The 20,406-nt window shown below is 72.2% G+C and carries 21 protein-coding genes; 17 read left to right on the forward strand and 4 right to left on the reverse strand.

Annotation, left to right across the window (positions count from 1 at the left end; translation table 11 throughout):
* Positions 1-23 precede the first annotated feature (23 nt).
* The 8 genes from lepB to BGK67_RS24830 all read left to right on the forward strand — a co-directional run bounded on the left by lepB (position 24) and on the right by BGK67_RS24830 (position 6,716).
* Positions 24-803: a signal peptidase I gene (gene lepB / locus BGK67_RS24795; RefSeq protein WP_069922142.1), complete on the forward strand. Its 780-nt coding sequence runs from the start codon at positions 24-26 to the stop codon at positions 801-803.
* On the forward strand, positions 793-1,347 hold the full coding sequence (locus BGK67_RS24800) for an NUDIX hydrolase (protein ID WP_069922143.1): 555 nt from the start codon (positions 793-795) through the stop codon (positions 1,345-1,347). The genes lepB and BGK67_RS24800 overlap by 11 nt, the downstream gene beginning before the upstream one ends.
* Before the next feature lie 13 nt (positions 1,348-1,360).
* Entirely contained in the window at positions 1,361-1,669 is a 309-nt protein-coding gene (locus BGK67_RS24805) for a DUF2469 domain-containing protein (RefSeq protein WP_005311352.1), read from the forward strand.
* 159 nt (positions 1,670-1,828) lie between these two features.
* On the forward strand, positions 1,829-2,200 hold the full coding sequence (locus BGK67_RS24810; protein ID WP_069922144.1) for a YraN family protein: 372 nt from the start codon (positions 1,829-1,831) through the stop codon (positions 2,198-2,200).
* The gene (locus BGK67_RS24815; protein ID WP_069922145.1) at positions 2,200-3,834 is read left to right on the forward strand and encodes a YifB family Mg chelatase-like AAA ATPase; all 1,635 of its coding nucleotides are present in this window, start codon (positions 2,200-2,202) and stop codon (positions 3,832-3,834) included. Before BGK67_RS24810 ends, BGK67_RS24815 begins: the two co-directional genes overlap by 1 nt.
* Positions 3,831-5,060 carry a DNA-processing protein DprA gene (gene dprA / locus BGK67_RS24820; protein ID WP_069922146.1) on the forward strand — a complete coding sequence of 410 codons (1,230 nt, stop codon included), beginning with the start codon at positions 3,831-3,833 and terminating at the stop codon, positions 5,058-5,060. The genes BGK67_RS24815 and dprA overlap by 4 nt, the downstream gene beginning before the upstream one ends.
* Before the next feature lie 209 nt (positions 5,061-5,269).
* Positions 5,270-6,106 carry an RNA polymerase sigma factor WhiG gene (whiG, locus tag BGK67_RS24825; RefSeq protein WP_069922147.1) on the forward strand — a complete coding sequence of 279 codons (837 nt, stop codon included), beginning with the start codon at positions 5,270-5,272 and terminating at the stop codon, positions 6,104-6,106.
* Positions 6,107-6,158: 52 nt separating this feature from the next.
* Complete coding sequence (locus BGK67_RS24830) at positions 6,159-6,716, forward strand: TetR/AcrR family transcriptional regulator (RefSeq protein WP_079154359.1); 558 nt, start codon at positions 6,159-6,161, stop codon at positions 6,714-6,716.
* Here BGK67_RS24830 and BGK67_RS36500 read toward each other — a convergent pair.
* The gene (locus tag BGK67_RS36500) at positions 6,605-7,222 is read right to left on the reverse strand and encodes a peptidoglycan DD-metalloendopeptidase family protein (protein ID WP_107488850.1); all 618 of its coding nucleotides are present in this window, start codon (positions 7,220-7,222) and stop codon (positions 6,605-6,607) included. The genes BGK67_RS24830 and BGK67_RS36500 overlap by 112 nt on opposite strands.
* 248 nt (positions 7,223-7,470) lie before the next feature.
* On the opposite strand from BGK67_RS36500, the gene rpsB reads away from it, so the two are divergent.
* The 9 genes from rpsB to BGK67_RS24875 all read left to right on the forward strand — a co-directional run bounded on the left by rpsB (position 7,471) and on the right by BGK67_RS24875 (position 17,361).
* Positions 7,471-8,385 (forward strand): 30S ribosomal protein S2, encoded by a 915-nt coding sequence (rpsB, locus tag BGK67_RS24835; protein WP_069922148.1) that lies wholly within the window; start codon positions 7,471-7,473, stop codon positions 8,383-8,385.
* Positions 8,386-8,520: 135 nt separating this feature from the next.
* A complete protein-coding gene (tsf, locus tag BGK67_RS24840; protein WP_069922149.1) occupies positions 8,521-9,357 on the forward strand; it encodes a translation elongation factor Ts in 837 nt (278 codons plus the stop codon).
* Positions 9,358-9,519: 162 nt separating this feature from the next.
* Entirely contained in the window at positions 9,520-10,299 is a 780-nt protein-coding gene (pyrH, locus tag BGK67_RS24845; protein WP_069924089.1) for a UMP kinase, read from the forward strand.
* An 85-nt stretch (positions 10,300-10,384) separates the two neighbouring features.
* Positions 10,385-10,942, forward strand: a complete 558-nt coding sequence (gene frr / locus BGK67_RS24850) for a ribosome recycling factor (RefSeq protein ID WP_069924090.1) — start codon at positions 10,385-10,387, stop codon at positions 10,940-10,942.
* A complete protein-coding gene (locus BGK67_RS24855; protein ID WP_069922150.1) occupies positions 10,942-12,018 on the forward strand; it encodes a phosphatidate cytidylyltransferase in 1,077 nt (358 codons plus the stop codon). The genes frr and BGK67_RS24855 overlap by 1 nt, the downstream gene beginning before the upstream one ends.
* A 128-nt stretch (positions 12,019-12,146) precedes the next feature.
* A complete protein-coding gene (rlmN, locus tag BGK67_RS24860) occupies positions 12,147-13,262 on the forward strand; it encodes a dual-specificity RNA methyltransferase RlmN (RefSeq protein ID WP_069922151.1) in 1,116 nt (371 codons plus the stop codon).
* A gap of 252 nt (positions 13,263-13,514) precedes the next feature.
* The gene (locus BGK67_RS24865; protein WP_069922152.1) at positions 13,515-14,612 is read left to right on the forward strand and encodes a thiamine ABC transporter substrate-binding protein; all 1,098 of its coding nucleotides are present in this window, start codon (positions 13,515-13,517) and stop codon (positions 14,610-14,612) included.
* 95 nt (positions 14,613-14,707) lie between these two features.
* Positions 14,708-16,324, forward strand: coding sequence for an ABC transporter permease (locus tag BGK67_RS24870; protein WP_069924091.1), 1,617 nt, complete (start codon positions 14,708-14,710; stop codon positions 16,322-16,324).
* A complete protein-coding gene (locus BGK67_RS24875; protein WP_107488851.1) occupies positions 16,324-17,361 on the forward strand; it encodes an ABC transporter ATP-binding protein in 1,038 nt (345 codons plus the stop codon). Before BGK67_RS24870 ends, BGK67_RS24875 begins: the two co-directional genes overlap by 1 nt.
* Here BGK67_RS24875 and BGK67_RS24880 read toward each other — a convergent pair.
* The 3 genes from BGK67_RS24880 to BGK67_RS24890 are packed head-to-tail and all read right to left on the reverse strand — an operon-like array spanning position 17,358 to position 20,305.
* Entirely contained in the window at positions 17,358-18,605 is a 1,248-nt protein-coding gene (locus tag BGK67_RS24880; protein WP_069922153.1) for a cytochrome P450, read from the reverse strand. The two genes, BGK67_RS24875 and BGK67_RS24880, sit on opposite strands and share 4 nt — an antisense overlap.
* Positions 18,606-18,638: 33 nt before the next feature.
* Positions 18,639-20,045: an NAD(P)/FAD-dependent oxidoreductase gene (locus tag BGK67_RS24885; protein ID WP_069922154.1), complete on the reverse strand. Its 1,407-nt coding sequence runs from the start codon at positions 20,043-20,045 to the stop codon at positions 18,639-18,641.
* Entirely contained in the window at positions 20,042-20,305 is a 264-nt protein-coding gene (locus tag BGK67_RS24890; protein WP_069922155.1) for a ferredoxin, read from the reverse strand. Before BGK67_RS24890 ends, BGK67_RS24885 begins: the two co-directional genes overlap by 4 nt.
* Positions 20,306-20,406: the final 101 nt, after the last annotated feature.

Raw genomic sequence — 20,406 nt, forward strand, 5'->3', positions numbered from 1 at the left:
ATCTCCGACGTGGGGGCGCTGCAATGGGCGGAACACAGGAAATACGCGGTGGCAAGGACGGCCACGGCGGCCTCGGCAACGTACTGTCGGGCGTCGCCGTGGCCCTCGGCTTCGTGCTCTTCCTCGGCGGTTTCGTGTGGGGGGCGCTGGTCTACCGGCCCTACACCGTGCCCACCGACTCGATGATGCCCACGGTGCTGCCCGGGGACCGGGTGCTGGCCCAGCGCATCGACGGCGGCGAGGTGCGCCGGGGAGACGTCGTCATCTTTACTGATTCCATGTGGAGCGATCTGCCCATGCTCAAGCGGGTCGTCGGCATCGGCGGCGACACCGTGAAGTGCTGCGGAGCGGGCGGCGCGCTCACCGTGAACGGCACCGCCCTCGACGAGCCGTACGCCGACCTCGCCGGGCCCGACTCGGGCCTGGCGATGCCGCCGGGGCAGGCGCCCGCCCCCGGGACCCCCTTCGAGGTGACGGTCCCCGAGGGGAACCTCTTCCTGCTCGGTGACCGCCGGGCCGCCTCCGTCGACTCCCGGTCCCACCTCCAGGACGCCGGTCAGGGCACCGTGCCCCGGTCCACCGTGAGCGCCCGTGTCGACGCCGTGGCCTGGCCCTCCATGGCGATGTTGGAGCGGCCCCGTACCTACGCGGCGCTGCCCGGCGGGACCTCCCCGCACGGGCCGCTGCGCCTCCAGCTCGCGGCCGTGGCGGCCGGCGCCGCGCTGGTGTTGCTGGGCGGCGCCTACGGGCCCCTCGTACGGCTCCTGGGGCGCGGGCGGCGGGAGCGGGCCGGTGACCGCTGACCCGTCGGGGACCGCGGCCCCCGGCCCCCGCAAGGTGTCGCGGCTGATCCTGCTGGACCCGTCGGACCGGATCCTGCTCCTGCACGGCTTCGAGCCGGCGGACCCCGCGGACGACTGGTGGTTCACCCCCGGCGGCGGCCTCGAGGACGGCGAGAGCCGGGAGCAGGCGGCGCTGCGGGAACTCGCCGAGGAGACGGGGATCACACAGGTGGATCTCGGGCCGGTGCTGTGGCACCGGTACTGCTCCTTCCCCTTCGACGGGCGCCGGTGGGAACAGGACGAGTGGTACTTCCTGGCGCGAACCGCCCAGACGGACACCGAGCCGGGAGGGCTCACCGAGCTGGAGCGGCGCAGTGTCACCGGAGCCAGGTGGTGGACCTCCGAGGAACTTCTCTCGGCGCGTGAGACGGTGTACCCGACCAGACTCGCCGAGCTGCTCCGTACGCTGCTCGACGACGGTCCTCCGGGTGCGCCGGTGGTCCTGGCCCCGGAAATCGTCCAGGGGCACGGGGGCCTGGCGCACAATGGGGGGACGCACGGCTGAAGGGGAACATGCCATGAGTGCCGAGGACCTCGAAAAGTACGAGACCGAGATGGAGCTGAAGCTCTATCGGGAGTACCGCGACGTCGTCGGGCTGTTCAAGTACGTGATCGAGACCGAACGCCGCTTCTACCTCACCAACGACTACGAGATGCAGGTGCACTCGGTCCAGGGGGAGGTCTTCTTCGAGGTCTCCATGGCCGACGCCTGGGTCTGGGACATGTACCGGCCGGCCCGGTTCGTGAAGCAGGTGCGGGTGCTGACGTTCAAGGACGTGAACATCGAGGAGCTCAACAAGAGCGACCTCGAACTGCCGGGCAGCTAGTTCCCTCCGCCGGTTTCCTCCGCTGGTCCCCTCTGCCGGTTTCCTCCGCTGTTTCCTCCGCCGTACGGGTGACCGGGTTATCCACAACGGCGGAGTTGTCCACCAAGATCCACAAGGGGGGCGGGGGCGCGCGATCGTCGGTACCGGAGGTGGTGCCGGATGAACGCGAAGGGCGTGGCACAGCAGGCATTGGGGCGGTACGGCGAGGAGCTCGCGGCACGCCGGCTGGCCGAGGCCGGGATGACCGTGATCGCGCGGAACTGGCGGTGCCGCGGCGGGGAGATCGACATCGTCGCCCGGGACGGTGACGCCCTCGTCGTGTGCGAGGTGAAGACCCGCCGGACGGGGGCCTTCGAGCATCCCATGGCCGCGGTGCGGCCGCGCAAGGCCGAGCGCTTACGGGTGCTCGCCGGGCGCTGGCTCGCCGACCACGGCGGACCGCCGCCCGGCGGGGTGCGCATCGACCTGGTCGGAATCCTGCTGCCACGGCGCGGTGCGCCCGTGGTGGAGCACGTCAGGGGGGTGGCCTGATGGGATTCGCCCGAGCGTGTTCGGTGGCCCTGGTGGGGGTCGACGGCGTGGTGGTGGAGGTCCAGGCCGACCTGGAGCCCGGGGTCGCGGCCTTCACCCTCGTGGGGCTGCCGGACAAGACCCTGGTCGAGAGCCGGGACCGGGTGCGGGCCGCCGTGGTCAATTCGGGTGCGGTCTGGCCGCAGAAGAAGCTCACGGTCGGGCTCAGCCCGGCCTCCGTCCCGAAATCCGGGGCGGGTTTCGACCTGGCCGTGGCGGCGGCCGTGCTCGGCGCCGCCGAGGTGGTCGACCCGGGCGCGATCGCCGATCTCGTCCTGATCGGCGAGCTCGGGCTGGACGGCCGGGTGCGTCCGGTCCGCGGCATCCTCCCGGCGGTCCTGGCCGCCGCCGAGGCCGGCTACCGGCAGGTGGTGGTCCCGCAGCAGTGCGCAGCCGAGGCCGCGCTCGTGCCGGACGTCGCGGTGCTCGGCGTGCGCAGCCTTCGCCAGCTGATCGCGGTCCTGACCGGCGAGCCGGTTCCCGAGGAGGATCCGCCGGACCCACCCGGCCGCCCCGACCCGATGCTGGCCGGCCTGGTCCTCCCGGGGGCGGGCCTGGGCACCGGCCTGGCGCACGGCCGCTCCGGCCAGGGGGACGCCGGGGACTTCCCCGACCTCGCCGACGTGGCCGGGCAGCACACCGCGCGCCGAGCCCTGGAAGTGGCGGCGAGCGGGGGCCACCACCTGTTCCTCAGCGGACCGCCGGGGGCGGGCAAGACCATGCTGGCCGAGCGGTTGCCCTGGATCCTGCCGCCGCTCAGCCGCCAGGACTCCGTGGAGGTCACCGCCGTCCACTCGGTGGCGGGCATCCTCCCGCCCGGCGAACCGCTCGTCGCCCGGCCGCCCTACTGCGCACCGCACCACTCGGCGACCATGCAGTCGCTGGTGGGCGGCGGCAACGGGATCCCGCGGCCGGGGGCCGTCTCGCTGGCTCATCGAGGCGTTCTCTTTCTGGACGAGGCCGCCGAGTTCCACGGCCGGGCGCTCGACGCCCTGCGGCAGCCCCTCGAATCGGGCCACGTGGTCATCGCCCGGGCGGCCGGGGTGGTGCGGCTGCCGGCCCGGTTCCTCATGGTCCTCGCCGCGAACCCGTGCCCGTGCGGGCGCCACACCCTGCACGGGTCGTCGTGCGAATGCCCGCCCTCGGTGGTCAGGCGCTATCAGGGCAGGCTGTCCGGGCCGCTGCTCGACCGGGTGGACCTGAGGGTGGGGGTCGAGCCCGTGACCCGGTCCGACCTGCTCGGGCAGGGCGGCCGGGGGGAGTCCACCGCGGTGGTGGCCGACCGGGTGCGGGAGGCCAGGGACCGTGCCGCGGTCCGGCTCGCCGACACCCCGTGGCGGCTCAACTCCGAGGTGCCCGGCCCGGAACTGCGCGCCCGGTGGCAGGCGGGCCCCGGAGCGCTGGCCCAGGCCGAGCGGGACATGGAGCGCGGCCTGCTCACCGCACGCGGGCTGGACCGGGTGCTGCGGGTCGCCTGGACCGTCGCCGACCTGCGCGGGCGCGACCGGCCCGAGGCGCTGGACGTGGCCGTGGCCCTGGAGCTGCGCACCGGCATCGCCCGCGGGGCGACCCTGGCGGCGGGGGCCGGGCCGTGACGGGGGCGCAGGCCCCGGAGCCGCCGGGGGCCTCCGGTGGCGGGGGCGGGGCTTCCTCGGGCGGGGTCGAGGAGCAGGAGCTGCTGGCCAGGGCGGCGCTGACGCGGGTGCTGGAGCCCGGGGACGAGCGGGGCGGGGGCTGGCTGCGGGAGTACGGCGCCGTCGGGCTGATGCGCATGCTGACCGGGACCGAGGCGCGGGCTCCGGCGGGGGGGGGGGCCGAGCGGCTCGCCGGATACCGCAGACGGGCCGCGTCGGCCGACCCCCGGCGGGATCTGGCGGCGGCCGCCGGGTCGGGCAGCCGGTTCGTGTGTCCCGGGTCGGCGGAGTGGCCCACCCAGCTCGACGACCTCGGGGACGCCCGGCCCGTGGGCCTGTGGCTGCGGGGCCGGCCGAACCTGCGGACCTGGGCGCTGCGCTCGGTGGCCGTGGTCGGGGCCCGGGCCTGTACCCCGTACGGGGCGCACATGGCGCAGACCCTGGCCGCGGGGCTCGCCGAGCGGGGCTGGGTCGTCGTCTCCGGAGCGGCGTACGGGATCGACGGGGCCGCGCACCGGGGGGCCCTCGCCTCGGGCGGCGCCACCGCGGCCGTGCTCGCCTGCGGGGTGGACGTCGCCTATCCCCGCGGACACGCGGAGCTCCTCGGCCGGGTCGCCGGCCAGGGGCTGGTGCTGGGGGAGCTGCCACCCGGCAGCCATCCCACCCCGAGCCGGTTCGTCCTGCGCAACCGGGTCATCGCCGCCCTCACCCGGGGCACGGTCGTCGTGGAGGCCGCCCACCGCAGCGGCTCGCTGGTCACCGCCCGGCGGGCCCAGGAGCTCGGCAGGTTCACCATGGGCATCCCCGGCCCCGCCACCAGCGGGCTCTCCGCCGGGGTGCACGAGCTGCTGCGGGGCGAGGCCGTACTCGTCAGCGACGCGGCGGAGGTCGTCGAACTCGTCGGCTCCATCGGCGAACTGGCCCCCGAGCGGCGCGGGCCCGTGCTCGCCAGGGACCTGCTGGACCGGGAGACCGGCCGGGTGCTCGACGCGCTGCCGGCCGGGCGTCCCGTCCAGGCGGAGGAACTGGCACGTGCCTGCGGCAACGGCGCCGATGAAGTCATCGGCAGACTGTACGAACTTCACTCTCTGGGGTTCGTCGAACGGCAGGGCGACGGCTGGCAGTTGAGCAGACAGACGGCCGGAGGCGGCACACGAACCGGAGCCACCCGGCGAGGCGGTCGTTGACCTGGGGCGTTCCGGTGGAAGAGTGAAACCGATGAGAGACGCGGTCCTCCCGGTGGCGGTTGCCGGGACCGTGCGCCAGGCGCCGGTCCCGGGTCGCCCGTGCGAGTCGGGGCGCCCTTGTGCCCCCGCGCCATCCCGTACTCTTCGCGCACCGCGACACTTCCGTCACGCTACGCTCCCAAGGAATCCGGCTCCGGCAAAGGCGAAGCATGCCCCAGCACACCTCAGGGTCCGACCGCGCTGCGGTGCCCCCCGCTGCCCGCGGCAGTGGGCGGTCCACCGCGCCCTCGTCCCTGGAGGCGCTCTGGCGCTCGTACAAGGACTCCGGTGACGAGCGGCTGCGGGAGCAGCTGATCCTGCACTACTCCCCGCTGGTCAAGTACGTGGCCGGCCGGGTCAGCGTGGGGCTGCCGCCCAACGTGGAGCAGGCCGACTTCGTCTCCTCCGGGGTCTTCGGACTGATCGACGCCATCGAGAAGTTCGACATCGAACGGTCGATCAAGTTCGAGACGTACGCGATCACCCGGATCCGCGGGGCCATGATCGACGAGCTGCGCGCGCTGGACTGGATCCCGCGCTCGGTGCGGCAGAAGGCACGGGCCGTGGAGCGGGCCTACGCCACGCTCGAGGCCCAGCTGCGGCGCACTCCGACCGAGAGCGAGGTCGCCGGGGAGATGGGGATCGGGGTGGAGGACCTCCACACGGTCTTCAGCCAGCTGTCCCTGGCCAACGTGGTCGCCCTGGAGGAGCTCCTGCACGCCGGCGGGGAGGGCGGCGACCGCCTGTCGCTGATGGACACCCTGGAGGACACCGCGGCCGACAACCCCGTCGAGGTGGCGGAGGACCGGGAGCTGCGGCGGCTGCTGGCCCGGGCCATCAACACGCTTCCCGAGCGGGAGAAGACGGTGGTCACCCTCTACTACTACGAGGGGCTCACGCTGGCCGAGATCGGCAACGTGCTGGGCGTCACCGAGAGCCGGGTCAGCCAGATCCACACCAAGTCCGTTCTCCAACTGCGGGCGAAGCTCGCCGATGTGGGGCGGTGAGCTTGCGGCACCTCCGTAGAGTGGAGACGTGCCCAGGATTCGAGCGGCCTCCGTGGCCGAGCACCGGTCGATGCAGCGCGGCGCCCTGTTGGACGCCGCGCGTTCCCTGTTGTCCGAAGGCGGGACGGAGGCTCTGACCTTCCCCGCCCTGGCGGAGCGCACCGGGCTCGCCCGGTCTTCCGTGTACGAGTACTTCCGCTCCCGCGCGGCCGTGGTCGAAGAGCTGTGCGCGGTGGACTTCCCCGTGTGGGCCGCCGAGATCGAGGCGGCCATGGAGCGGGCCGAGTCGCCCGAGGCGAAGATCGAGGCCTATGTGCGCAGCCAGCTGGGCCTGGTCGGCGACCGGCGGCACCGCGCGGTGGTGGCCATCTCCGCGAGCGAGCTCGACGCGGGGGCGCGGGAGAAGATCCGCGCGGCCCACGGCGGGCTCGTGGCGATGATCGTCGAGGCCCTGGCCGCCCTGGGGCAGGCGGAGCCGAGGCTCGCCGCGATGCTGCTTCAGGGGGTCGTGGACGCCGCGGTCCGGCGGATCGAGCTGGGGGCCGCCGAGGATCCCGAGGTCGTCACCGAGGCCGCCGTCGCCATGGCCCTGCGGGGCGTCGGGGGCTGAGGTCCCCGGGCCCACGAGCGCCCCGGGGCCCGCGCGCCCGGAGGGCCGGCGGGGCCGGGGTCCGGCAGGAGGCGGGGTGTGGGGCGGGGCAGCAGGGCCAGGGGATTGAGGTAGACCTCGCCCGACAGCAGGCCCCAGTGCAGGCAGGGAGCCTGACAGTGGGATCCCCGCGTCAGGACCGCCACCACCTGGCCCGCCGTGACCGCCTCGCCCTCCGAGACCAGCGCGCGGACCGGCTCGTACGTCGTGCGCAAGCCGTTCGGCAGGGTCAGGGAGAGGACTCCGCGGCCCGCGACCTCGCCGGCGTAGTGCACCCGGCCCGGTCCGACCGCGCGGACCTCCGCGCCCACGGGGGCGGACAGGTCCACACCGCGGTGGCCGGCCGCGTAGGGGGTGGGCGGCGGATCCCACCAGCGGGCCACGGACAGCGGCCCGGGCAGCGGGCGCACCCCGGGAACGGCGGCCTGGACCAGGGCCATGAGCAGGCTGAGCAGCAGAGTCGTCATGGCCTCAGCGTCCCGCCCCCGGCCGACCGGCGGGGCGCCCTGTGGACAGACCGCGCGGTGTGGACAACGGCGTCACCCGGCATACCGCCGGGTCCCGTACACTTCTTGTGGCGATCCGGGTCACCGGGTCGACTTCGCACGCCCCAGCACCAGCCGGAAACGGCCAGGTGAGAGCGTCTCTCGGTCCCTTCAGGGGGCAGGGCGCGGCGGGGCGTCAGGAACCAAACCGAGAAACCAAGGAGATGGCCATGGCCGTCGTCACGATGCGGGAGCTGCTGGAGAGCGGCGTCCACTTCGGTCACCAGACCCGCCGTTGGAACCCGAAGATGAAGCGCTTCATCTTCACGGAGCGCAACGGCATCTACATCATCGACCTGCTGCAGTCGCTGTCGTACATCGACCGCGCCTACGAGTTCGTGAAGGAGACCGTCGCGCACGGTGGCTCCATCATGTTCATCGGTACCAAGAAGCAGGCCCAGGAGGCCATCGCCGAGCAGGCGACGCGCGTTGGTATGCCGTACGTCAACCAGCGGTGGCTGGGTGGCATGCTCACCAACTTCTCCACCGTCTACAAGCGCCTCCAGCGTCTGAAGGAGCTTGAGGCGATCGACTTCGAGGACGTCGCCGCCTCGGGTCTCACCAAGAAGGAGCTCCTGGTCCTCTCCCGCGAGAAGACCAAGCTGGAGAAGACCCTCGGTGGTATCCGCGAGATGTCGAAGGTCCCCAGCGCCGTCTGGATCGTCGACACCAAGAAGGAGCACATCGCCGTCGGTGAGGCGCGCAAGCTCCACATCCCGGTCGTCGCGATCCTCGACACCAACTGCGACCCCGACGAGGTCGACTACAAGATCCCGGGCAACGACGACGCGATCCGCTCCGTCACCCTGCTCACCCGCGTGATCGCCGACGCCGTCGCCGAGGGCCTCATCGCCCGCTCCGGCGCCGCGACCGGCGACTCGAAGCCGGGCGAGAAGGCCGCCGCCGAGCCGCTCGCCGAGTGGGAGCGCGACCTGCTCGAGGGCGACAAGAAGGCCGACGACGCCGCTGAGGCCGCTCCGGCCGAGGCCGCCGCCGAGACCGTCGAGGCCCCGGCCGCCGAGGCTGTCGAGGCCCCGGCCGCCGACGCCACCGAGGCCCCGGCCGCCGACGCCGAGCAGGCCTGACCCACTGAGAGCGTCCGGCGTTCACGCGCCGGGCACTCAGAGCACGGACGATGACGGCGGGGGAGCCGCGCCACGAGCGCGGCGCCTCCGCCGTTCACCCGTAGATCTACGACTTCGAGAGAGAATCACAGACTCATGGCGAACTACACCGCCGCTGACGTCAAGAAGCTCCGCGAGCTCACCGGCGCCGGCATGCTGGACTGCAAGAACGCGCTTGTGGACGCCGACGGTGACGTCGACAAGGCCCAGGAAGCGCTCCGCATCAAGGGTCAGAAGGGCGTCGCCAAGCGCGAGGGCCGTTCTGCCGAGAACGGTGCGGTCGTCTCCCTCATCGCCGACGACAACACCTCCGGTGTCATCGTCGAGCTGAAGTGCGAGACCGACTTCGTCGCCAAGGGTGAGAAGTTCCTGGCCGTCGCCAACCAGCTGGCCGCGCACGTCGCCGCCACCTCCCCGGCCGATCTCGAGGCGCTGCTCGCGTCCGAGATCGAGCCCGGCAAGACCGTCACCGCTTTCGTCGACGAGGCCAACGCCAACCTCGGCGAGAAGATCGTCCTGGACCGCTTCGCGCAGTTCACCGGCGGTTACGTGGCCGCGTACATGCACCGCACGATGCCCGACCTGCCGTTCCAGATCGGCGTCCTGGTCGAGCTCGACAAGGAGAACGCGGAGGTCGCCCGCGGCGTCGCGCAGCACATCGCCGCGTTCGCCCCGCAGTGGCTGTCCGCCGAGGACGTCCCGGCCGAGAAGGTGGAGTCCGAGCGCCGCATCGCCGAAGAGGTCACCCGCGCGGAGGGCAAGCCCGAGGCCGCCATCGCGAAGATCGTCGAGGGTCGCGTCAACGGCTTCTTCAAGGACGCCACGCTGCTCGGCCAGGCCTACGCGCTGGACAACAAGAAGTCCGTCCAGAAGGTCCTGGACGAGGCCGGTGTCACCCTGAAGCGCTTCACCCGCATCAAGGTCGGCATCTGAGTCCGTCCGTACACGACGGACACCGGACCCCGGTAGGGTCTGAGGCAGTCACCCGCGCTCGCGCGAGGCGACCGCAGATCTGACGAGGAGGCCATTGCCGCAGAGGGAACCGCAAGGACCCACCGGCAATGGCCTTCTTCGTATGTGCACGAGGAGATCTCCATGAATCAGGGCGTGGACCCCCACACCGCATCCGACGACAAGAGCGACCAGGACAAGAAGGGCCGCCGCTTCATGCTGAAGCTGTCGGGCGAGGCCTTCTCGGGTGGCAGAGGACTGGGCGTCGACCCCGACGTCGTCCACGCCATCGCGCGCGAGATCGCCGCGGTGGTCCGTGACGGCGCGGAGATCGCCGTCGTGATCGGCGGTGGAAACTTCTTCCGCGGCGCCGAGCTCCAGCAGCGCGGCATGGACCGGGCGCGGTCCGACTACATGGGCATGCTCGGCACCGTGATGAACTGCCTCGCGCTCCAGGACTTCCTGGAGAAGGAGGGCATCGACTCCCGCGTGCAGACCGCCATCACCATGGGCCAGGTCGCGGAGCCGTACATCCCGCTGCGCGCCGTACGGCACCTGGAGAAGGGCCGCGTCGTCATCTTCGGCGCCGGCATGGGCATGCCCTACTTCTCCACCGACACCACGGCCGCCCAGCGCGCCCTGGAGATCGACGCCGAAGCCCTGCTCATGGGCAAGAACGGGGTCGACGGGGTCTACGACTCCGACCCGAAGAAGAACCCGGACGCGGTGAAGTTCGACGCGCTGGAGTACGGCGAGGTCCTGTCCCGCGACCTGAAGGTCGCGGACGCCACCGCCATCACGCTGTGCCGTGACAACAAGCTGCCGATCCTCGTCTTCGAGCTGCTCACCGAGGGCAATATCGCCCGCGCCGTCAAGGGTGAGAAGATCGGCACGCTCGTCAGCGACCAGGGAACCCGGGCCTGAGCAGTCCGCTGCCGGACCGAGCCCGGACCGGCCCCGCCCGTCATGCCCGCCTGAACCATCCATTCAAGACATGCAGGAGCACGTGGTGACCGAAGAGATCCTCCTCGAGGCCGAGGAGAAGATGGAAAAGGCCGTCGTCGTCGCCAAGGAAGACTTCGCCGCGATTCGCACCGGCCGTGCGCACCCGGCGATGTTCAACAAGATCGTGGCGGACTACTACGGCGCCATCACGCCCATCAACCAGCTCGCCTCCTTCTCGGTCCCCGAGCCGCGCATGGCGATCGTGACCCCGTTCGACAAGAGCGCCCTGCGCAACATCGAGCAGGCCATCCGCGACTCCGACCTCGGCGTCAACCCGAGCAACGACGGCAGCATCATCCGGGTGACCTTCCCCGAGCTGACGCAGGACCGCCGCAAGGAGTACATCAAGGTCGCGCGCACCAAGGCCGAGGACTCCAAGGTCTCCATCCGCGCCGTCCGCCGCAAGGCCAAGGACGCCCTGGACAAGCTCGTCAAGGACAAGGAGGCCGGCGAGGACGAGGTGCGCCGCGCCGAGAAGGAACTCGACGACACCACCGCGAAGTACGTCACGCAGGTGGACGAGCTCCTGAAGCACAAGGAAGCCGAGCTCCTCGAAGTCTGATGAACGACTCTTCCTGGCAGCCGGAGCCGGTTCCGGCGGGTCCCGCATACGATGCGCAGGTGGGCCCGCACACTCGGCCCATGCCCATCGTGCCCGATGCCGCCGGCCGTGACTTCGACGACCGGGAAGCACGCGATCGGGGGGCCGCCGCGCATGGCGGCCCCCTCTTCCGCGCCGAAACGCCGCCGCAGGAGCCCATGCCCAGCCCCCCGCCCCCGCCTTCGCAGGCACCGCAGGACGCCTCGCCTCCGCCGCCGAAGAAGCGGGCGGGGAGGGACCTGCGCGCCGCCATAGGGGTCGGCGTCGGCCTCGGCGCGGTGATCTTCGCCTCGCTGTTCATCGTGAAGGCGGTCTTCGTCGGCGTCATCGTCGTGGCGGTCGTCGTGGGCCTGTGGGAGCTGACCTCCCGGCTGCAGGAGAAGAAGGGCATCAAGGCCCCGCTGGTCCCGCTCGCCGTCGGCGGCGCGGCCATGGTCATCGCCGGATACGTCCGGGGGGCCGAGGGCGCCTGGGTGGCCATGGCCCTGACGGCCCTCGCCGTCCTGGTCTGGCGGATGACCGAACCGCCCGAAAACTACCTCAAGGACGTCACGGCGGGCGTCTTCGCCGCGTTCTACGTGCCCTTCCTGGCGACCTTCGTCGCGATGCTGCTCACCGCCGAGGACGGGCCGCAGCGCGTGGTCACCTTCCTGGTGCTGACAGTGGTCAGCGACACGGGGGCCTACGCCGTCGGCTGGCGCTTCGGCAAGACCAAGCTCGCGCCGCGCATCAGCCCCGGGAAGACCCGCGAGGGGCTGTTCGGCGCGATGGCCTTCGCGATGGCGGCCGGCGCGCTGTGCATGGAGTTCCTGATCGAAGGGGGCTCGTGGTGGCAGGGGCTGGTGCTGGGGCTGGCGGTCGCGGTCAGCGCCACGCTGGGCGACCTCGGCGAGTCGATGATCAAGCGCGACCTGGGCATCAAGGACATGGGCACCCTGCTCCCCGGCCACGGCGGGATCATGGACCGGCTGGACTCGCTGCTGCCGACCGCCCCGGTGGTGTGGCTGCTGCTGGCGGCCTTCGTCGGGACCGGCTGACAGGGCTCGGGTTATCCTGGAGGGCGCGCCGCGTCGACGCGGCGCGCCCTTTCCGTCTCGCGGCCCAGCCGCGGACCGGCCCTGCACGCGCGGGGTGACCCCCACCTCGTCGTACTGAGGAGTACCGCATGGCCCCCCGTCCCGTTCCGGGTGAGCTCACCTTCGTCGCGCCCCGCGGAGCGAAGCGGCCGCCCCGGCACCTCGCCGACATGACTCCGGCCGAACGCCGTGAGGCGGTCGCCGCGATCGGCGAGAAGCCGTTCCGGGCCAAGCAGCTCTCCCAGCACTACTTCGCGCGCTACGCGCACGACCCGGCCGAGTGGACCGACATCCCGGCGGGCTCGCGGGAGAAGCTCCAGCAGGAGCTGCTCCCCGAGCTGATGAACGTCGTCCGGCACATCAGCTGCGACAGCGACACCACCCGCAAGACCCTGTGGAAGCTGCACGACGGCACGCTCGTCGAGTCCGTGCTGATGCGCTATCCCGACCGGGTCACCATGTGCATCTCCTCGCAGGCCGGCTGCGGCATGAACTGCCCCTTCTGCGCCACCGGCCAGGCCGGTCTGGACCGCAACCTCTCCACCGCCGAGATCGTGCACCAGATCGTCGACGGCATGCGCGCACTGCGCGACGGGGAGGTCCCCGGCGGTCCGGCGCGCCTGTCGAACATCGTCTTCATGGGCATGGGCGAGCCGCTGGCCAACTACAACCGCGTGGTCGGCGCCATCCGCCGCCTCACCGACCCGGAGCCCGACGGCCTCGGCCTGTCGCAGCGCGGCATCACCGTCTCCACCGTCGGCCTGGTCCCGGCCATGCTGCGCTTCGCCGACGAGGGCTTCAAGTGCCGTCTCGCGGTCTCGCTGCACGCCCCCGACGACGAGCTGCGCGACACCCTGGTCCCCGTGAACACCCGCTGGAACGTCCGCGAGGTGCTCGACGCGGCCTGGGAGTACGCCGAGAAGTCCGGCCGCCGGATCTCCATCGAGTACGCCCTGATCCGCGACATCAACGACCAGGCCTGGCGCGGCGACCTGCTGGGCAAGCTGCTCAAGGGCAAGCGCGTCCACGTCAACCTGATCCCGCTGAACCCGACGCCGGGCTCCAAGTGGACCGCCTCGCGGCCCGAGGACGAGAGGGCCTTCGTCGAGGCCATCGCCCGGCACGGCGTGCCCGTGACCGTACGGGACACCCGCGGCCAGGAGATCGACGGCGCGTGCGGCCAGCTGGCGGCCTCGGAGCGCTAGTTTCCGCCGCAGGACGGCCCCATTCGGCCACGGGGTACCCTGTGGCCGAACCAATTTCATATTCCGACAGGGGAGCGCCACAGCGCTGAGAGTGCGGTATCCGTCATCCGCAGACCCTCTGAACCTCGCCCCGGTCATTCGGGGTAGGAAGTTCGGTCACCACTCATGCTGTTGCGCCCTGCCCGGCGTCCGCTCGACACAGAGCGCCGGGCAGGGCCGCGTCTTCTCCTGGTCATCCAGGAGGAATCACCAGTGAGCACCACCAAGAAGATCGCGGGCGCCGCGCTCGCGGCCGCGCTGGGCGTCACCACGCTCAGCGCCTGCGGCGGCGACGCCGAGGACAAGACCGCGGGCGGGAGCGACGCCCCGAAGTCCAAGACCGTCACCCTCGTCTCCCACGACTCCTTCAACGTGACCGAAGCGGTCCTCAAGGAGTTCGAGCAGCAGAGCGGCTACACCGTCAAGGTCCTGAAGGCCGGGGACGCCGGCGCGGCGCTGAACCAGGAGATCCTCACCAAGGGCTCCCCGCGCGGCGACGTCTTCTTCGGCGTGGACAACACCCTGCTCTCGCGCGCCCTCGACAACGGCATCTTCACCCCGTACGAGGCCAAGGGCCTGGCCGAGGTGAAGCCGGAGTTCCAGCTCGACAAGGAGCACCGGGTCACCCCGATCGACTCCGGCGACATCTGCGTCAACTACGACAAGGCCTACTTCGCCGACAAGAAGATCGCCCCGCCGCAGACGCTGGACGACCTGGTCAAGCCGGAGTACAAGAACCTGCTGGTCACCGAGAACGCCGCGACCTCCTCGCCGGGCCTCGGCTTCCTGCTCGCCACCGTCGGCAAGTACGGCGACGAGGGCTGGAAGGACTACTGGAGCAAGCTCAAGGACAACGGCGTCGAGGTCGTCGACGGCTGGGAGCAGGCCTACAACGAGCGCTTCTCCGGCTCCGCGGGCGGCAAGAAGGCCAAGGGCGACCGCCCGCTGGTCGTCTCCTACGCCTCCAGCCCCCCGGTCGAGGTGCTGTACGCCGAGCCGCAGCCGGCCGAGGCCCCGACGGGTGTCGCCACCGGCACCTGCTTCCGCCAGACCGAGTTCGCTGGCCTGCTGAAGGGCGCGAAGAACGAGGAGGGCGGCAAGGCCCTCGTGGACTTCCTGATCAGCAAGAAGTTCCAGGAGGACATGCCGCTCCAGATGTTCGTGAACCCCGTGACGAAGGACGCTTCCCTGCCGGAGCTGTTCACCAAGCACGGCGTGGTGGTCGACAAGCCCGAGAACGTGGCTCCCGAGACCATCGCCGCGAACCGTGAGCAGTGGGTCAAGGCATGGACCTCGCTCGTCGTGAAGTAGGCGGCACCAAGGGAACGGGCGCGGCGCCGGGGGGCGCCGCGCCGGTCCCCGGCCCCCGCGAGGGCGGCCGGGCCCTGGCCGTACGGCTCGCCCTGATGGCCGTGCCCCTCGCCTTCTTCGGGCTGTTCTTCGCCTACCCGGTGGCCGCGATCGTCGGCCGCGGGCTGGGGACCGACGCCGGCTGGCAGCCCGGCCGGATCGCCGAGGTGCTCGCCCGGCCCGACATCGCCGACGTGCTGTGGTTCACCACCTGGCAGGCGCTCGCCTCCACCGCGCTCACCCTGCTGATCGCGCTCCCCGGCGCATACGTCTTCGCGCGCTTCGAGTTCCCCGGCAGGCAACTGCTCCGGGCCCTGGTGACGGTCCCGTTCGTGCTGCCGACCGTGGTGGTCGGCACCGCCTTCCTGGCGCTCGTCGGCCGGGGCGGGCTGCTCGACGAACTGGTCGGCGTCCGGCTGGACACCACGGTCTGGGCGATCCTCCTCGCGCACGTCTTCTTCAACTACGCCGTCGTCGTCCGCACCGTCGGCGGCCTGTGGGCCCAGCTGGATCCGCGCCAGGAGGAGGCCGCCCGGGTCCTGGGCGCCGGACGGTTCGCCGCCTGGCGGCGCGTGACGCTGCCCGCGCTGGCCCCGGCCGTGGCCGCGGCCTCGCTGATGGTGTTCCTGTTCACCTTCAGCTCCTTCGGCGTCGTACTGATCCTGGGCGGGCCCTCCTACTCCACCCTGGAGGTGGAGGTCTACCGGCAGACCGCGCAGCTCCTGGACCTGCCCACGGCCGCGGTGCTGACGATGGTGCAGTTCGCGGCGATCGGCGCGATCCTCGCGGTGCACGCCTGGACGGTGCGCAAGCGGGAGACGGCGCTGCGGCTCGTCGACCCGGGGCGGACGACGCACCGGCCGCGCGGCTGGGCGCAGCGCACCCTGCTCGGCGGGGTGCTGCTGACCATCGCCCTGCTGATCGTGGCCCCGCTGGCGGTGCTGGTGGAGCGGTCCTTCGACGCGCCCGGCGGCTACGGCCTCGGGTTCTACCGGGCGCTCCAAGAGGTGGGCGCGGGCGGCGGAACCTTCCTGGTGCCGCCGCTGGAGGCGGTCTGGAACTCCCTGCGGTACGCGCTCGCCGCCACCGCCATCGCCCTGGTCGTCGGCGGGCTCGCCGCGGCGGCGCTGACACGGCGGGGCGGCCGGTTCGTACGGGGCTTCGACGCGCTGCTGATGCTGCCGCTCGGGGTGTCCGCCGTGACCGTGGGCTTCGGCTTCCTGATCACCCTGGACGAGCCGCCGCTCGACCTGCGGACCTCGTGGATCCTGGTGCCGCTCGCGCAGGCATTGGTCGGCGTGCCGTTCGTCGTACGGACCATGCTGCCGGTGCTGCGCGCGGTCGACGGGCGGCTGCGGGAGGCCGCCGCCGTGCTCGGCGCGTCCCCGCTGCGGGCCTGGCGGGAGGTGGACCTGCCGCTGGTGCGGCGGGCGCTGCTGATCGCGGCGGGCTTCGCCTTCGCCGTCTCGCTCGGCGAGTTCGGCGCGACCGTCTTCATCGCCCGGCCGGACCATCCGACGCTTCCGGTGGCCGTGGCGCGGCTGCTGGGACGGGCCGGGGAGATGAACTACGGGCAGGCGATGGCTCTGAGCACGATTCTGATGCTGGTGTGCGCGGTGTCCCTGCTGGTGCTGGAGCGACTGCGTCCCGACAAGACCTCGGGAGAATTCTGATGACACTGCTCCGGCTCGACGGGGTGTCGGTCCGCTTCGGGGAGCGCGCGGTCGTCGACGACGTGGACCTGGAGGTCGCCGAGCACGAGATCGTGTGCGTGCTGGGGCCGAGCGGGAGCGGGAAGTCGACCCTGCTGAGGGCCGTCGCCGGGCTCCAGCCGGTGTCCGCGGGCCGGGTGACGCTGGGCGGAGCGGACCAGGCCGGCGTGCCCGTGCACCGGCGGGGCGTGGGCCTGATGTTCCAGGACCACCAGCTCTTCCCGCACCGGGACGTCGGCGGCAACGTCGCCTTCGGGCTGCGGATGCGCGGCGGGGGCCGCGGGTCCCACGACGCCCAGGTCGCGGAGCTGCTGGAGCTGGTCGGCCTGCCCGGGGCGCAGGACCGCGCGGTGGCCTCGCTGTCGGGCGGGGAGCAGCAGCGGGTGGCGCTGGCCCGGGCGCTGGCCCCGTCGCCGCGGCTCCTGATGCTCGATGAACCGCTGGGACAGCTGGACCGGGGCCTGCGCGAGCGCCTCGTGGTCGAGCTCCAGGGGCTGTTCACGCGGCTGGGGACGACGGTGCTGGCCGTCACGCACGACCAGGGCGAGGCCTTCGCGCTGGCCGACCGGGTGGTGGTCATGCGCGACGGGCGCGTGGCGCAGGCCGGGACACCGCTGGAGGTGTGGCAGCGCCCCGCCTCGGAGTTCGTGGCCCGCTTCCTCGGCTTCGAGAACGTGGTCCCGGCCGTGGTCGCGGGCGGCGTCGCGGGCACCCCGTGGGGCAAGGTCCCGGTGCCGGCCGGCTCCCCGGAGGGCGGGCAGCGGCTGCTGATCCGCCCCGCCGGAGTCGTCCTGACCGAGGACGGGCTGCGGTGCGAGGTCGTGTCCCGCACCTTCCGGGGCACGCACGTGGCGCTGCTGCTGCGGCCCGAGACGGGGCCGCCGCTGGAGGCGGAGTGCGGGCTGGCGGGCGCGCCGGCCGCGGGGGACCGGGTGGCGGTGTCCTTCACCCCCGCCGAGGTGGTGGTCCTGCCGACGGACTGCGGCCGGGGCGATTAGGGCCGGATGGCGTCGCAGGCGACCGGCAGGTGGCGGGGCCCGCGCAGGACCGCGTTCTTGCGGTAGGGCGGCGGGTCCTCCAGCAGGCGCGGGTTCTCCAGCCGCCGCGCGAGCTCGCTCAGGGCCAGCTGGGCCTCCTGCCGGGCCAGCGGGGCGCCGAAGCAGCTGTGGATGCCGCTGCCGAGGCCGAGGTGCTGGATGTCCCGCCGGTCCGGGTCGAAGCGGTCCGGGTTCTCGAACCGCTTCGGGTCGCGGTTCCCGGAGGCCAGGACCAGCCACAGGGACGCGCCCTTCGGAAGGGTGACACCGGCGACCTCGATCTCGGAGAGGGTGCTGCGCTGGGGCAGCAGCTGCACCGGCGGCTCGTACCGCAGCAGTTCCTCGACGATCGGCACGGAGAGGGACGGGTCCTCGCGCAGCCGCTGGAGGACCTCGGGGTGGCGCAGCAGGGTCAGCATGCCGTTGGTGATGAGGTTGACCGTGGTCTCGTGGCCGGCGATCAGCAGCAGCGCCGATGTGCTGAGCACCTCCATGGTGGTCATCGAGCCGTCGGGGCCGTCCGCCGTCGCCAGTTGGGACAGCATGTCGTCGCCGGGGTCCTTGCGGCGCTCCTCGACCAGCCCGGCCAGGTACATGCCCAGTTCCATACGGGCGTCCACGGCGCCCTTGCCGTGCTGGGCGGGGTCCGCGTCCGGGTCGGGGTCCAGACTCGCGGCGAGGGTCTCCGCCCAGACGTGGAAGCGCGGCTCGTCCTCGCGGGGCACCCCGAGCAGCCGGCAGATCACCGAGACCGGGAAGGGGTAGGCGAACTGGTCGACCAGGTCGATCCGGTCGAGGTTCCCGGTGGTGGCGATGCCCTCGATCAACCCGGAGACGAGTCCGCCGAGTTCGCCCAGCATGTCGTGGACCCGGTGGGGGGAGTGCGGCGGCCCGAACGGCCGGTTCGTCATCCGGCGCAAGCGGTCGTGGTCCGGCGGGTCGAGCTTGAGGAAGGACGGGGGCAGGGTCGTCCCCTCCTCCTCGGACCGGCCCAGCGGATCGTCGCCGGCCGCCTTCAGGTTCCTGGCGTCGGAGCTGATCCGGGGATCGTGCAGCAGGCTCTGGATCTCGTAGTACGTGCTCACGACGTACGGGCCGCCGTTGCCGTTGTGGAAGACGGGGGTCTTGCGCAGCTCTTCGTACAGCGGGTAAGGGTCGGCGCGGTTCGAGTAGTCGATGATCTCCCGCAGGATGTCTTGTGTCATGACGGGTCCTCGTGCTCCTCAGGGAGGGCGCGGTCAGTGGCGCGCGGGGGTGAAGGTCATCTTCCGGTCGGCCGGCGAGTAGCCGCTGAGGGTGATGGTGGGCCCGTGCGTGGGGACCGAGGGGTCGGGGAAGTCGGCCGGCACCGGCTTGTTCCCCTCCGGCCTGCGGTCCACCGTGGAGAACGGCGGCGGGAACGGCGCGGTGGTCTCGATCTGCTGCTCGTAGAACTGGAGCCAACGGCACTGGTCGAAGGTGACGGCGGCGATCACGCGTCCCTGGTATCCGTACACGGCCGCGAACCGGCGCTCGGCGCGCGAGCCCTGCGTGAAGAGGATCTCGGTGCCCATCGGCGGCACCCCGACCGACTTGATGTTCACGCCGAACTGCGAGGACCAGAACGCCGGCACCCACAGGTGGGGACGGCGGTCCGAGCTCTCGCTGAGCATGTTGTGCGCGGCGGTGTCGGCCTGGGCGACGGCGTTGCCCCAGTGCTCCAGCGAGAGGAACTGGTAGCCGAACAGCGCGTGCGGGGAACGTGCCACGTCACCCGCCACGTAGATGTCGTCGGTGACGATGCCCCGGATGTCGAAGGCCCGGCAGCCCGCGTCACAGGCGATGCCCCGGGGACCCGCGCCGAGCCCGGACCCGGCGAGCCACTCGGTGTTGCGCTGCGCGCCCAGCGAGACGACCACCACGTCGGCCTCCACGGTGGACCCGTCGGAGAGGTGGGCGGCGCGGACCCGGCCCGCGGGGCCGCCCTCCAGCCCGGTCACCATGACCCCGGTGCGCAGGTCGACCCCGTGCTCGCGGTGCATCTCCGCGGCGACCTCGCCGATGACCCCGCCGAGCGCGCCGACCAGCGGCGCCGCGCCCCGTTCGGCCACGGTGACGTCCAGGCCGCGTTCCCGGCAGGCGGAGGCGATCTCGGACCCGGTGAACCCGGCCCCGATGACGAGCACCCGGCGGGGTCCGGCGGCCAGGGCCCGCTGCAGTCCTTCGGCGTCGTCGCGGGTGCGCAGGACGAAGACGCCCTCCAGGGCCCCTTCCTCCTCGTTGGGCCACGGCCGCGCGCGGACCCCGGTGGCGATCAGCAGCCGGTCGTACTCGACCTCGTCGCCGTTGCCGAGCCGGACCCGTCGGGCCGCCATGTCGAGGCCGGTGGCGGGGACCCCGAGGTGCCAGTCGGCGTCGATCGCCCGGCGGCGGGGGAGCGCGGTGCGGTCCGCGACCGCGTGGCCCAGCAGGACCTGCTTGGACAGCGGGGGCCGGTCGTAGGGCTCGTACGGTTCGTCGCCGATCATCGTGAGCGAACCGGCGAAGCCCTTCTCGCGCATGGTCTCGGCGGCCCGCAGGCCGGCCAGCGAAGCGCCGACGACGACGATGCGGCCGTCGCGCTTGAGCCGCTCCAGGGCCCCGTCGTGTGTTCCGACACCGGTCACCGCGTGCCTCCGGGACGGGCGCCGGACCCGGCCACGGCATCCGGGGCGGGCAGGTGGGCCATGTCCTCGTCCGTGAGCTCCAGGAGGATCGCCCCGACCGGACAGGCCGCCACGGCCCGTTCGACGTTCTGCCGCTGTTCGGCGGCCGCCTGCGGGTTGTACAGCAGCGACTCCTCGCCGTGCATGGCGAACACGTCGGGGGCGAGGAAAGCGCATTGGGCGTATCCCTGGCAGCGGTTGAGGTCGACGACAAGCCTCATGACAGTTCTGCCCTTCCCTCGGCTGCACTTCCCCGTCACCCCCGTGGCCCCTCCCTTCCCACCAGCATGCACGGGGAGCCCGCGGACTGCCCGCCGGAGTA

Source organism: Streptomyces subrutilus, from assembly GCF_001746425.1.
GTDB lineage: Bacteria > Actinomycetota > Actinomycetes > Streptomycetales > Streptomycetaceae > Streptomyces > Streptomyces subrutilus_A.

Coding starts and splice junctions, on each gene's coding strand:
- BGK67_RS36500 (WP_107488850.1), bottom strand. CDS start 7,222: ATGACGACTCTGCTGCTCAGCCTGCTCATGGCCCTGGTCCAGGCCGCC.
- BGK67_RS24875 (WP_107488851.1), top strand. CDS start 16,324: ATGACACTGCTCCGGCTCGACGGGGTGTCGGTCCGCTTCGGGGAGCGC.
- BGK67_RS24855 (WP_069922150.1), top strand. CDS start 10,942: ATGAACGACTCTTCCTGGCAGCCGGAGCCGGTTCCGGCGGGTCCCGCA.
- whiG (WP_069922147.1), top strand. CDS start 5,270: ATGCCCCAGCACACCTCAGGGTCCGACCGCGCTGCGGTGCCCCCCGCT.
- BGK67_RS24890 (WP_069922155.1), bottom strand. CDS start 20,305: ATGAGGCTTGTCGTCGACCTCAACCGCTGCCAGGGATACGCCCAATGC.
- BGK67_RS24810 (WP_069922144.1), top strand. CDS start 1,829: ATGAACGCGAAGGGCGTGGCACAGCAGGCATTGGGGCGGTACGGCGAG.
- BGK67_RS24880 (WP_069922153.1), bottom strand. CDS start 18,605: ATGACACAAGACATCCTGCGGGAGATCATCGACTACTCGAACCGCGCC.
- rpsB (WP_069922148.1), top strand. CDS start 7,471: ATGGCCGTCGTCACGATGCGGGAGCTGCTGGAGAGCGGCGTCCACTTC.
- tsf (WP_069922149.1), top strand. CDS start 8,521: ATGGCGAACTACACCGCCGCTGACGTCAAGAAGCTCCGCGAGCTCACC.
- lepB (WP_069922142.1), top strand. CDS start 24: ATGGGCGGAACACAGGAAATACGCGGTGGCAAGGACGGCCACGGCGGC.
- rlmN (WP_069922151.1), top strand. CDS start 12,147: ATGGCCCCCCGTCCCGTTCCGGGTGAGCTCACCTTCGTCGCGCCCCGC.
- pyrH (WP_069924089.1), top strand. CDS start 9,520: ATGAATCAGGGCGTGGACCCCCACACCGCATCCGACGACAAGAGCGAC.
- BGK67_RS24805 (WP_005311352.1), top strand. CDS start 1,361: ATGAGTGCCGAGGACCTCGAAAAGTACGAGACCGAGATGGAGCTGAAG.
- BGK67_RS24815 (WP_069922145.1), top strand. CDS start 2,200: ATGGGATTCGCCCGAGCGTGTTCGGTGGCCCTGGTGGGGGTCGACGGC.
- BGK67_RS24870 (WP_069924091.1), top strand. CDS start 14,708: ATGGCCGTGCCCCTCGCCTTCTTCGGGCTGTTCTTCGCCTACCCGGTG.